Below are 14,083 nucleotides of genomic sequence, written 5' to 3' on the forward strand. Positions count from 1 at the left end.
CATCAACTTTACGAGGAGCGATTGGAGTGTCTTAACTGATATATCTCGCTCATGAAAATTTGAGATTCATACCAAGTTTGATCTTCCTGAGCTTTAAACCAAGACGCTTTCTGAATGGCAGCATCATTACAACTGACAACGAGCATATGGACCGTTCAAAGGTAAAACGCCGATGGAGTGTTTGTGATCATCTTGACCAAATTCCAATTTGGGAGGATGGGAGTCAAGAGTACGAGCAGGATGAATACAGGGTGCGGCTCTCCAACTATCAACGAAACTGACAGTTGAGAAAGTTGGAACAATCTCTAGTGGTCGCCTATTGGAATCGTTTGAATATGAACCGACAAAACCAAGTATTTCCTAAAAATTGTTTTGAGAACTGCATATGTCAGTAAAAATTAGAATTAATTTCCGGTGCGCCTTATATTAAGTTCAGCATTGACTTTGATCATAAAGTCATCTTTTAACCGATAGAAACCCATGCATATACCAGAAATCAGTGCGCCAGCAGCCGGGATAAAGCTAACCATATAACGCAGCCCCTCCTTCGCTAGTTCGCTTTGTTCGGCGTTTGCTACATAGCCAACATAAGCAAGTGTCCACCCAGTGAGCGTACCGCCTAAAGTCCAACCCATCTTTTGAGCAAAAGAAGATGATGAAAATATTAATCCGGTTGCCCGACGTCCCGTACTGTATTCAGAGAAATCTGCGATATCCGCATACATAGACCAAATCAAAGGAAAGACAATACCTGCACAGGTACTGATCAGTACTTGTAACAACAAAATAAACCCAAGTTGATCAACAGTTAAAAAATAAAATACGTAACTTAAAATGGCAGCCATAAACATAGCGTACATAAAAGTATTACGCTTCCCAATTCGCTTGGAAATGGGTTGAGCAAGTACAACACCAATAATGTTTGATGCTTGCCCTAAAACCAAATAAACAGTAGTCAATCCAAAGTTTAAACCAAACAAACTCCATTCTGGAGACTCGATGTAATATTTGAAGTAGTAAACTGAAGCACCATCACGCATGCTATTGAAAATTAGTGTTGAGAGGACAGCGCCCAATAAAATAAACCAAGGCTTGTTGTTAGCCAAATTAGAAAAATCTTGTTTTAAATTTGTTTTTTGGGCGGCCGGTGGTGAGATACGCTCCTTGGTCCATGCAAAAGTAAAATAAAACAATATCGCTGCAATGACTCCGTAAACAAGCATTGTCAACGCCCACCCCGTTTGCGGATCTGCTACAGCCCCAAGATGACTAAAGAAATTGGTTAGTGGATCAACCATGATGAATGCAAAAATGCTACCGGCAAAAGCAAATACCATCCTAAATGATGCCAGCTGAGTTCTATCGTCACCATTAGAAGACATCACGCCCAATAGAGAAGCATAGGGCACGTTGACAGCGGTATATGCCATCATCATTAACGTGTAAGTGACGTAAGCATAAATTAGTTTTGCATCTTGAGACCAAGATGGAGTAATAAATGTTAAGACCCCAATCGCGGCAAACGGAATTGCCCCCCATAAAAGATATGGTCGAAATTTTCCCCATTTACTATTAGTTCTATCTGCAATGATACCCATTATCGGATCATTAGCTGTATCCCAGATACGAGTCAATAAGAACATGGTGCCAACCGCAGCTGCAGAAATACCGAATACATCGGTGTAAAAAATCATCAGATAAACTGAAAACATTTTCCAGAACATAGATGATGCGAAGTCACCAAATCCATACCCAATTTTTTCTTTTATTTTTACCTGTTGTGGTTCGTTCATATAGGATATAGCCACTCATATAGATGAAAATAGTTAATACCGAAATACCGAAATACTGAAATACTGAAATACTGAAATACTGAAATACTGAAATACTGAAATACTGAAATACTGAAATACTGAAATACTGAAATACTGAAATACTGAAATACTGAAATACTGAAATACTGAAATACTGAAATATTTTCACAGCATCCGTTTACATTAGCTAGCCAGTAGCTCTGCAATTTCACACAGAAATCACTAACACACTCCAAATTACGTTAGATCCGACTCAAAAAGCAAATTGCTTCAATCATCGCGCGCCCGTTATGATAAGGACATTTCCAAAAGCCAGCTTTGTAATAGCAATTCTGATCTGGCGCATCCAGATTGGATAACCAAAACCATTCGCCATTTTGTTGGTCAATTTGGTACTGCTTGATAAATTCCCACACATTGCTTGCAGCAGCGTAATAGCGCTGATCATCAGTGGTGGTGTAAGCGTATAAAAAACCTACCAACGCTTCAGCTTGCACCCACCATACGGTATCGCCATTGATTGCATTGGTAGCAAAGTCGTAGGAGTCAATCACCTGCCCGTAATCGCCCACTGCCTCTTGTAGGGTGACCTCAGCGAGCTTTATCAGTGTGGGCGTCAATGTTTGCGTGTAGCCTTCATCGCCCAGTGATTCAAGTGCTTTGGCAATTAACCAACTGGCTTCGATATCATGACCATAGGTATAGCCGGGCGAAAAATCATTCCACTGCAAATCCATAAACATGCGCAGGTGATGATTGCTGCGATCAATCATGTACTGATCAAACATCTCAATGTTGTCTCTGAGCGCTGCATTTATTTCCCGTGCAGGATGCGCCTGATGCAAGGTGGTATAGGCTTCAAGAATATGCAAATGGGTGTTTTGCGATTTGGGATAATTCAAATCTTTTTCACTTAAGCGCAAGTCGTCAATTGCCATCCATTCGCGCGTAAAAGCTTCCAGATAACCTTGATTGACGCCATCGATACCGTAGCGCTCCACCAACTCAAAACACTCCAAAGCACGCGCAAGTGCGGCATCATTTTTGGTTAACTGAAAATAGGCAACCAACGCATAAATAGTAAATGCCTGCGCATAGATTTGCTTTTTTGTATTGAGGGGATTTCCGCTTGCATCCAGTTCCCAGTAAACGCCGCCGAACTCGGCATCAAAAAAATGGGCAACGATATAATCGTAAGCGCGCATCGCACATTCGCGATAGCGAGGGTCATCCAGCTCTTGTGCAACCTCGCTAAAAAACCACAGGATGCGCGCATTTAAAATAATCCCTTTGCTCGCCTCTTTTACGGGATGATTATGCGCATCAATTTCGCCATAAAAACCACCGCGCTCCTGGTCGGGCGAATGCGTCGCCCACCAGTTGGCAATTGCAATTAATTCCGAACGAAATTCCTGTTGCAATAACGCTGCATGATCTGTGGAATACATTGCTGCGCGCGTCGCTAACACCGAGTGATCCATCAACTACACCAACGCTTTCAGGATGGATAAATTCGCGCTGATCAATTCGTTGCGCACCGCGACCGAAGCGGCTGAACGCAGACCGTCTTCCGGGGTGTTTTTGCAGTAATCGACAAGCTTTTCTACAGTGGATGTCGCTACATGCATACGCGTATCGGATGAGGCGTAGTAAATAAATACCTCATGGTTTTCATTCACGATCCAGCCATTGGAAAAGGCTACGTTAGAAACATCGCCTACCCGCTCAGCGCCGTGTGGTGCAATAAAATGCCCGGCCGGGCGATGCGTAACTACCCACGGGCGCTCCAACTCCGTCATGAACATGTAAAGCACATAACGCAAACCGGCAGCGGTGTTGCGCACACCGTGCGCGAGGTTCAACCAACCCTCTGCCGTTTTAATCGGCGCAGGCCCTTGGCCGTTTTTCACTTCTTTGATGGTGTGATAAACCTTGCCGTCCACAATCACTTCCGACTTCACCTCGGCGTTGGCCATGTCATCTACCAGCCCCCAGCCGATACCACCACCGGCACCGACACTGATAAAGCCATCTTGCGGGCGCGTGAACAGACCGTATTTGCCATCGATAAATTCCGGGTGCAGCACTACATTGCGCTGCTGGCCGGAATGGGTAATCAAATCCGGTAAACGTTCCCAGGTAACCAAATCTTTGGTGCGCGCGATACCGCACTGCGCTTCTGCAGCTGAAGTGTCATTCGGGTGATTTAAATCTTTGCGCTCGGTGCAGAACAAACCGTAGATGTAGCCATCTTCATGCTGGGTCAAACGCATGTCATACACGTTGGTGTCGGGGCGATCTGTCTCCGGCAGGGTGATGGGATAATCCCAGAAGCGAAAATTGTCGATGCCATTGGGGCTTTCAGCAATCGCAAAAAAGGATTTGCGATCCACACCTTCCACACGCACCGCCAAAATATATTTTCCATTCCACAGCATCGCACCGGAATTAAATGCAGCGTTAACCCCTTGGCGCTCCATCAAGTGCGGATTGGTTTTTTCATTCAGGTCATAGCGCCAGAATATCGGAGCATGCTCTGCGGTGAGAATCGGGTTGTCATAGCAATCGTAAATGCCGTTACCGGAAGCTTTCACTGTATTCTTTTTTGTTACCAAAGCTTCGTGCTGTTGCAGTAAGGCTTTGGCTTTTTCATTAAAACGACTCATGTTTGATAACTCCACTCTGTGAAATTCACATTAATTCAGCACTTACACAGTCTTTTCAGACCAAAAAGTAACCGGTTACAGATCTAAAAAAATCATCTCTCTACAGATCCATGCTGCAAAAAATTTGCTTAGTGCATAGGAAATATTTGCCGCCCGTGCCTTTCAGCACCATCGCATAGGGTTGGTGAAATAGCTTTCCAGATTCATCAAGTAGGTCAGTGGCGCTGCGACAGCCATAGTGATTGAGATTTTGATCACACTGCAGATGAAATCGAGCGCCAACGAAACAAAATTTCGTGACAATCTTATGAAAACCACTTCACAAATGTAACCGATTACATTAGCTTTTGCTAGTCTCCCGATGAGGGGGCGAAGTAGATTTTCAGAAAACATGCAAATTTCTTATCAAACGTAATCTTCGCCTGCTCTTGCGTCACCTTATAAAGGTCGTTTTCTATGTCGGATATTCGCGATGTCGCTCGTTTGGCTGGTGTTTCAATCGCCACCGTGTCACGCGCTTTGAGCAACCCAGAAATGGTTTCAACTATAAGTCTTAACAAAGTTCACAACGCCATTTCACAGATTGGCTATCACCCAAATATGCTTGCGCGAAACTTTCGCTCAACCCGCAGCTATGAAGTAGTGACCGTGATGGTACTCGTGCCAGATATAGTCAACCCCTTCTATTCACTCTTTATTCGTGCGCTGGAAGACCGCGCGCAACAAAAGGGTTATGCAGTACTGCTGGGCGATACCCGCGGCGACCCCGAACTCGAAATGGATTACATCCGCCGCGTAGAAACCCGCCTTGCCGACGGCATAGTGCAGCTGCGCCCCAGTTTGGAAAAAAGTCAGAACAATATCCCGCCGGACATCCCCTGCGTGAATGCCTGCGGCTGCGAATACACTACCGGCCCGGCAATCCGTATCGATAACCGCGCCGCCGCCAAAACCATGGTGAATTATTTGATTTCGCTCGGGCACAAACGCATCGGTGTTATTTCCGGCCTAAAAGATAACCCCCACGCCATTGACCGTCTGGAGGGATATAAAGAAGCGATTGCGGAGGCGGGCATCCCCTTTGAAAAAGATTTGATTGCCGAAGGCGATTTCACCATGTGGTCCGGCCTCAACGCCGCCTTCCAGTTCTGCAATATGAAAGTGCGCCCTACCGCAATTTTTTCGATGAACGATGAAATGGCAATTGGCGCGATGCAGACGTTGAAAAATCAAGGTATTCGTATTCCGGAAGATATTTCAGTCACCGGCTTTGACGATATCGCCTACGCCAAGTATTCCGACCCAAGCCTGACCACGATTTCGCAACCAGCTGAAGAAATGGGCAAGATGGCGATGGACATGCTGTTAAAAGTCATCAACGGCGAACCCCTAAGCCAGCGCGAATGCGTACTGCCGACGGAATTTATTATCCGCAAAAGCACCGGGCCAGCACCGAAGAAAACAGGCGCCACCTAAAAAAAGCTCCGCAAAGCGGAGCTAAACAACACGATAACTACGTTCTAGAGGTGGAATCCAACAAGTGACGCCATTATCACCCGATAAAAACCACAACTCAAAAAAAGATTAATGTAACCGTATACATAATTCAAGTACTTCTTTAAATACTTAATTGCCTAAACCCCGTAATTTCAGCTTATTACTTAATATTGTAGATTAGGTTTTGTTGTAATCGGTTACAATTTATGCCAGCATTCCCTTGGCTTGCCCCAAAAAGCAACCTCGCGCAGCCCACGGGCTGAAACACAACAATAAAAGTAAGTCATCACAACAGCGATTTGTTTCTATCTCATCATCCTGCGCGCTAACTCATCTTTCCCTGGGAAATGAATGCCCGTGAGTACCCTAGCGCGCCATTAATAACGACGCTAATCTGGAGTGATTTCTATGAAAAAGTTATTCGCTTTTATCTCATTCGTTTTTCTAAGCTGCGTCACCTTTTCATCCCAAGCCGCGCAATGCGATTGGTATGGCACCACCTATGCACTCTGCACTTCCCAAGCAACCGGCTGGGGCTGGGAGAACAACCAAAGCTGTGTGGGTTACAACTCGTGTCCCAGCACAGTGGCAAGCTCCAGCTCATCAGGCACTACCAGCACTAGCGGAAGCTGCCCAACTAGCCTGTCCTGCCCAAGCGGTATGAGTTGCGGTTGCTATACCGTATCCGGCCTGGGAGCCAATAAAGTGGCCTACAAAAACGCTGGCGCTGACCGCCGGTTCCTAGCCTCTGCAATGATGGAAACCGAAATGATGGACACCAACTACACCTATGGCGATGGTAAATCCGGTGATGCCTTTAACGCCGGTGCCACCAAGCAGAACTGGGGCATGATGCGCCAGTGCTACTCTGCATGGAGAGGTCTGGGCGCGAATGATTATTCAGTATCCGCCGCGATGAACAATGACCGCAGTTTGGACGTGACTGTGTACAACACTTGTCGCAGTTACTTTGGCGATAGCTGGTTTGCCGGCCACCGCAATGGCTCTACAGGTTTGAGCAACCCCAATACGCAAGACATCAATAACTTCAAAATCGGTTACGAGTGGACTTACAACAACTTAAGCGGTCATGAAACGGACGACATCCGCTTTTGGGTAGATATCCCAGCGATTTAGTTTTCAAATTTCGGATCAGTTAAAAACGCCGCTTTTTGTTGTTACAAAAGGCGGTTTTCGCTTCCGAACGGCACAATACTGGAGATACTGATTGTCCGCCTTTTGAAATCTGCGTAACAATCAGTAACAAAAAGTAACCGGTTACATAGAGAAACACCATGTCTCCGAATTACTACATAAGGAACCATCATCAGAATAAGGATATAAACCATTGATAATTAATAATAATATTTATCGGTGCCACCTTGCCCACTTGAGACTGGCAAAAAAAATCAAAAAAAAATTCTCGGCCACATTTTAAAATGTAATCGATTACACATGAAATGTTTACGGGCTGTGTTATTACCCATTCAACGTCCCACTAATGACAATACCTTCAGTCACTAGTCATTCTTTGCTTTCGCACGCCCAAGGAAGAAATCCAAATATCTATAACCATATAAACAATTGAGGTGACCAATGCTCATAGTAAAAACCCTAGCGCGAGTGAATCTACTGTTATTCACATCGCTATGTCTCGGACTGCTTCCCGCCTGCGGAGGTGGAAACGGATCAAAAATCAATAATGACGACGTGACTTACGTTCCCGAAACTCGACCGCTGGGCGTCATCGCAGGGGACAATGCCGAATATGAGAAAGGCCAAACCATTACCTTGTCTGGCCGCTTGGTAGGTACTGTTACAACCCAAGCCGTAAGGTGGGAACAAATTGGCGGTACACCTATTACCGGTGTTAGCGATTGGACTACCCCCAACCTGACCTTTCCCTCACCCGATGTAGATGGATTGGAAACCTTTAAATTCCGCATTTCGGCACGCGACAGTGCCGACAACATTATTAACGACGCGAGCGGCAACCCGCTGGTCGATGAGATTGAAATTCTGGTGTATGACCCTGCTGTCATTATCACTCTTGAAGCGGAAGATACGGCGTTCTCAACGCTGGTTGGCGGCGCAACACTGGTGAACAATGGTTCCAATTACATCACCGGTGCTGTAGGTTCTCACACTGCCGATATCACCCCCGGTGCCAAAGTCATTTATCAAATCCCTTCTGGTAGCACGGTTGGCGACAAAACGATTGGCGCTGGTTTTTACACGTTGTTTGTACGATATGCCATTCCTGCATCTTACGGTGGAAAAGAAGCCGTAGTGAAAACCAATGGTGTTGATGCCAGCGTGCAATTTCTTGCTACCAGCAGCTGGAACAATGCGCGTGTTGATGTCATTAAAATTAATGAAGGCGACAACAGCATCGAAATTGGCGGTGGCTGGAACTACTACCGCATCGACAGCATTTTATTAATTCCCGCCCCACAACCGACCAAACCTTTAGCCGTTGCACCGACACTGGTAAATGCAAACGCAACAGCAGCCACTAAAGACGTAATGACATTTTTGGTTAGCAGCTACGGTGCAAAAACACTGAGCGGCCAAACTGAATATATGGATTACAACGATCTGGGCAATAAAACCGGTCTGCGTGATTTTAACAAAGTGACTGAAATGACTGGCGGACAATCACCTGCAATTGTTGCTTTTGATTTGATGGATTACTCCAGCTCACGTATTAACTGTGGAGCAGAACCCGGCTTCCTCAGCGAAGACATGATCAGCGAGCACAACACCAAAAATGTGATTCTCTCTCCACTTTGGCACTGGAACTCACCGACCCAATTAAAAGATTCCAACTGCAGCGGTAGCGGTAGCACTGCTTGGTACTCCGGTTTCTACACCACCGCCACCAACTTCAATTTAAAAAATGCTTTGGCTGATCAAAACAGCGCTGATTATCAAGCATTGATTTCTGATATGGATGATATCGCTGCTGAATTGAAAAAATTTGCAGATGCTGATATTCCCTTGTTGTGGCGTCCACTTCACGAAGCAGAAGGCGGTTGGTTCTGGTGGGGCGCATCTGATGCGGCATCATTGAAAGCGTTGTGGCAATTGATGTATCAACGTTTTACTGAAGTGCATCAACTTAATAATTTGATTTGGGTTTATACCGCCGCAGGCTCACTGAGTGCCGATTGGTATCCGGGCGATGCTTACGTCGATATCGTGGGCTATGACGGCTACGATGGCAAAAACGCAGGCAATCCATTCAAAACACAATTCACCACATTGAAAGATCGTTTTGATGGCAAAAAATTAATTGCACTCACTGAAACCGGAACAGTTCCTGATATCGCCTTAATGCAACAACAAAATGCATGGTGGGCTTACTTTGTAACTTGGAGTTCTGAAGGTAGCAGCGAATACGGGCCGCAAAATGCCGACGCCGCTGAGGTAAAAGCCAGCTATGAATTTGAAGGCACATTGAATCTGGATGATGTTCCCGGTGGCCGCGCGAAAGTAGAAGCTGGTTTGTACGATGGTTTTGAACTTTCTGTTTCTGGTTGGGGCGCACAAATCAATTGGGGTGATGTGCCTGGTGCAATGGCGTCCAGCGGTTGGGCCGCCCAAGGTGGGCATGCATTATCGGTGACCAAAAACCTGAGCACAGTGAATGCACCTGGCAGTGTTGTACTGCAAGCCTATCCTCCTGGCGGTATTGATGTCGCTGACAAACAAACACTCACACTGGTCGCCCACTCGGCCAACGCTGGTACTAACACCACCGCAAAATTGTTTGTAAAACACGGCGATGATTGGGCTTGGGTTGATTCAGGCGCGGTGTCTACCGCAGGCGATGTAATCTTGACGATTGATGTATCTGCACTGGAAAAGCTTCAGGGTATTGGCGTGCAGTTCGAAGGTTTTGACCCAACCAGCACCATGGCTACGTTTGCGATCGATAAAGTCATGCTGGACGATGCAGTGCTCTATGACTTTGAACCGGCAATTTCTCCGTGGGAAGGCCAAGTGAACTGGGCTGCAACTGCAGGCGCGACCCTCTCAGGCAATTGGAAAAACACGGGCAGCCGATCTTTAGGTTTAATTAAAGATTTAACCAAAGAAAATGCGCCCAACAGCGTGATACTGCAAGCCTACCCTACCGGTGGAATTGATGTGTCCAGCAAACAAACCCTCACTTTGGTTGCTCACTCTGCCAATGCCGGTGCGGGTACCACTGCCAAATTATTTGTGAAACATGGCGATAACTGGGAGTGGTTGGATTCCGGTGCAGTCTCTGCAACCGGTAATGCCACACTGCAAATTGATGTTTCTGCACTTACTACATTGCAAGGTCTTGGCGTGCAATTTGAAGGCTTTGATATCACCAGCACTGCTGCTGGTTTCTATATCGATACCGTCAAATTAGATAATGAGGTGGTTTACGATTTTGAGGGCACAGGCAAGTGGGAATTCCAGAAAAACTGGTCGCCAGAAGCGGGAATCCATTTGGCAAGTGAGTGGAGCAAATCAGGCGGACTTGCTCTTGCTGGAACCACGCAACTACAAAACGGTGACGACAATATCATTCTGCAAATTTATCCAACTGGCGGAGTGTTATTAGGTGATGTCACCACGCTAAAAATTTCTGTGCATGCCGCTAACACAGGCAACACCACACAAGTGCAATTGTTCGCTAAGGATAAAGACTACGCCTGGAAAGATGGTGGTGCGGTTGCACTGGTCAATGGCAGTGCTGACCTGACGCTGGATATTTCCACTATGGGCGGCGAATTGAGTGGCTTTGGTGTGCGCTTTATGGGGCCAGTCAACAGTGCGACAGAATCAAGTTACTACATCGATGACGTTAGCTTTGAATAACTAAACAACTGACAAATTGGTAGCGCTCCGCGGAGCGCTACCCATCAGGTTAATTCAGGCTCCCAGGTAAACGAATTTAAAACAGGAACGAATTATGTCTTTCCCAAAACATTTATTTAAAAACAATCTTCTGTCCGTAGGGGTTGCACTCGCAACCCTGTACCCCGCTGGTATTGTACTCGCGCAGGACGCAGTACAAGAAAATTCACCAAACAACGTTGAAGAAGTGGTTGTACTCGGAATACGCAACTCCGTCATGCAATCTATCGATACCAAGCGCAATGCCAGCTCGGTGGTTGATGCGATTACCGCAACCGATATCGGTAAATTACCCGATGCGACTATCGCTGACTCATTGCAACGCGTACCTGGCATTCAAATTACGCGTACTGGCGGCGAAGGTACTGGCGTAAACATTCGCGGTAACTCCAATGTCACCACTACGCTCAATGGCGAGCAAATGTTGGCGGCAGGCTCTATCACCACCGTATCGCCCAACTTTGCCGATATTCCCTCGACGATGGTGTCAGGCATTGAAGTATTTAAATCGGCAGAAGCCAAAAATGTAGTGAGTGGCTTAGCAGGTACCATTAACCTGAAAACCAATCGCCCGTTTTTATTGGAAGACGGTTTTACTGCTGTGGGTAAAGTAGAAGCTATTCAAGGGGCTTTAGGTGAGGAAACCGATGGCTCCTACTCCGGTTTTTTTGGTTACAACAACGACGATAAATTTGGTGCGTCGTTGAACCTTTCTTACGGCACTTCTTACCTCGCCGATTATTGGAATGGTTCACAAGGCGGTAACGCTGGCCGCTGGTCAGGCTGGCGCAACCTTGCCAGTGAAGAAACCGGTTATGTCGCCAACAATGTTGACGTGAATGGCGATGGCGACAGCAACGATGTGTACTACACCTTTGAAGGTCATCAAGCTGCCAACCGTTTTATTGATCGCGAAAGAACCGGCATCAACGGTTCTATGCAATATCAAATTAACGATGCCTTCCAGCTGACAGGCGATGTTTTTTACACCAAGTTGGATGAGCATATTTACATGCAGGCGTTTGTGGCTGAGCAATCCTGGCAAAGCATTATCGGCTGGGCTAATCCGGATGAAGGCGCAACCGAGGCTTACGATAATATTATTCATCGCAACGGCGAAGCCATTACCCTGCCCGGCAATCTTTACACTATGTCGTCGGCATTGTGGCAAACGCGCTTGGCCAAAACCCAAAACCAAACCACGGCAACCGACAAAGAATCGACTAACACCAATCTGGAATTATCATTCGATAACGGCGGCCCATTAACTGGTAAATTGCGTTGGTTGCACGGTGAAGCGGTGGATGATTCGGCAAACAGCACTGTGGATTCCACGCTGACCGACGGCTCGCAAATCAATGACAAATATCGCCCCGCGAATGGTGATGAATCTTGGGCTAACCCTTGGGGCTATGGCAGCTTTAATGCCCTGCTGCCCAACGGCACTGAGGTAGATGGAACAGCGATTCAAGTCCCAATCCATATCGCCTACTCCGGTGGCAAACAACATTGGACTCTGCCCAGCAGCAATTTGCCCATCACCAATGCGGATGGCACAACTAGCACCGTCAATGAAACCTTTGGCAGCAATTTGGATCGCTACAGCGCCAAATCATCCAACCTGACCGGCACCTATTCCAATGCCGATATGGATGTACTCCGTTTGGATACCAGTTACGCCTTTGACTCGCCGTTACTGAACACCTTCACATCGATTGATGTAGGTGCACGCTACAGCGAACGCAACGTTGAAAAAAATGGTTGGATCGGCGGCGTATTAAGAACCAACGAATACGGCGATGCCTTTGTAGCGCGCTGGAAAGACACAGTATCGCCCGCACCAGTTACAGGTGAATCCTATATTGACCCGATTTCATTCACTGAATTAAACGAACTGGGAATGATTAAAGGCATTAGCGATTTTTATGGCACCACCGGTTTGGGCACTGTGTATTTCATCGATCCAAAAGCAATGGATAATCCTATTGCATGGCATGAAAAAATGTACGGCCCGCATATGCTGGTTGCCGATGCGGCCAACGTGTATGACCTGCAAGATCAAACCACATCCTTCTACCTTCAAGGCAATTTGGAAACTGAAGTTTTTGGTAAAGCGCTGCGCGGTAATCTGGGTTTGCGTTACATCGATACTGAATACACCATCACTCAAAGTGTTGCCGGCTCTGCGGCATCCACTGTGATCAACGGTGAATCCTATTTGCTTGGCCCAGGTATGGTGGCATCGGTAGGTGAATCGATTACCACGATCAACAGTTACGACGAGCTGCTGCCTGCGGTTAACTTGTCCATGGACTTAACTGATGAGCAGGTATTGCGCTTTGCCTTCACCAAAACCATCGGCACCCATGACACAGATTCACTGGGTGGAGGGCTCAATGTTAACCGCACCAACTCGTGCAATATCACTCGTCCGAATGGTGGTCCGGTTGCCTGTGCTAACTCGGGGTCGCAAATTGGTAACCCTGCATTGCTGCCTAATTTGCAATACAACGCCGAGCTGAGTTATGAGTGGTATCTGAATGACAGTAGCATGGTGAGCTTGGGCATGTTTTGGGTTCAAGGTTTAACGCAAATAGAAAATACACGTATTTATCGTTCGGACATTGCGGACGATGATGGTCAAGTGCGCGGTTACAACCCTGAAACCGGTCAATTCACTGGTGTAGTACCCATCGACTCTATTATCAGCTCTGATGAAAAAGGCGATGCTACACACGGTGTGGAATTTGGCTACAAACAATCGCTGGATTTCTTGCCCGGCTTCTGGAGCGGTTTTGGTGTGGATGCCAACTTCACTTACTCACCAAGTGAAGGTTCAGACCAAGATTACTACGGCGAAACCATGCCGGGCATTAACAACTCTGAATATCAATCAAACTTCGCACTTTGGTACGAACAAGATGGCATTCAAGCGCGCATTGCTCATAACTATCGCAGCAAAATGTATCTCGGTCGCACATTGCAGGGCGATTATCAATTCGCCTATTTTCAAAAACCGACCAACTATGTGGATGCATCTATCAGTTATGAATTCATTGAAAACATGACGGTAGCGCTGCAAGTCACCAACCTGACGCAAGAGCATCAAGAGTACTACAACCAATGGGAATCCAACGTTGATGCATCGTTCTACAACGAACGCCGCACCAGCTTGAGTTTGCAAGTGAAGTACTAATGTCTTGAACTACT

At 46.5% G+C, this 14,083-nt stretch carries 7 protein-coding genes; 4 read left to right on the top strand and 3 right to left on the bottom strand.

Annotated features, from left to right (window positions below):
* Window positions 1-404: 404 nt before the first annotated feature.
* The 3 genes from D0C16_RS13870 to mgp130 all read right to left on the bottom strand — a co-directional run bounded on the left by D0C16_RS13870 (window position 405) and on the right by mgp130 (window position 4,480).
* Window positions 405-1,793: an MFS transporter gene (locus tag D0C16_RS13870; RefSeq protein WP_062059259.1), complete on the bottom strand. Its 1,389-nt coding sequence runs from the start codon at window positions 1,791-1,793 to the stop codon at window positions 405-407.
* A 263-nt stretch (window positions 1,794-2,056) separates the two neighbouring features.
* The gene (locus D0C16_RS13875) at window positions 2,057-3,295 is read right to left on the bottom strand and encodes an AGE family epimerase/isomerase (RefSeq protein ID WP_151032910.1); all 1,239 of its coding nucleotides are present in this window, start codon (window positions 3,293-3,295) and stop codon (window positions 2,057-2,059) included.
* A 3-nt stretch (window positions 3,296-3,298) separates the two neighbouring features.
* Window positions 3,299-4,480 (bottom strand): 4-O-beta-d-mannosyl-d-glucose phosphorylase Mgp130, encoded by a 1,182-nt coding sequence (gene mgp130 / locus D0C16_RS13880; RefSeq protein ID WP_062059205.1) that lies wholly within the window; start codon window positions 4,478-4,480, stop codon window positions 3,299-3,301.
* Window positions 4,481-4,936: 456 nt separating this feature from the next.
* Between mgp130 and D0C16_RS13885 the strand changes: the two genes are divergently transcribed.
* The 4 genes from D0C16_RS13885 to D0C16_RS13900 all read left to right on the top strand — a co-directional run bounded on the left by D0C16_RS13885 (window position 4,937) and on the right by D0C16_RS13900 (window position 14,069).
* The gene (locus D0C16_RS13885) at window positions 4,937-5,956 is read left to right on the top strand and encodes a LacI family DNA-binding transcriptional regulator (RefSeq protein WP_062059202.1); all 1,020 of its coding nucleotides are present in this window, start codon (window positions 4,937-4,939) and stop codon (window positions 5,954-5,956) included.
* Between the two features lie 429 nt (window positions 5,957-6,385).
* The gene (locus D0C16_RS13890; protein ID WP_062059199.1) at window positions 6,386-7,114 is read left to right on the top strand and encodes a carbohydrate-binding domain-containing protein; all 729 of its coding nucleotides are present in this window, start codon (window positions 6,386-6,388) and stop codon (window positions 7,112-7,114) included.
* Between the two features lie 459 nt (window positions 7,115-7,573).
* Entirely contained in the window at window positions 7,574-10,834 is a 3,261-nt protein-coding gene (locus D0C16_RS13895) for a glycosyl hydrolase (RefSeq protein WP_084617981.1), read from the top strand.
* Between the two features lie 94 nt (window positions 10,835-10,928).
* Window positions 10,929-14,069: a TonB-dependent receptor gene (locus D0C16_RS13900; RefSeq protein WP_062059194.1), complete on the top strand. Its 3,141-nt coding sequence runs from the start codon at window positions 10,929-10,931 to the stop codon at window positions 14,067-14,069.
* Window positions 14,070-14,083: the final 14 nt, after the last annotated feature.

This window comes from Cellvibrio sp. KY-GH-1 (genome assembly GCF_008806975.1).
In the GTDB taxonomy this organism is placed as follows: Bacteria; Pseudomonadota; Gammaproteobacteria; order Pseudomonadales; family Cellvibrionaceae; genus Cellvibrio.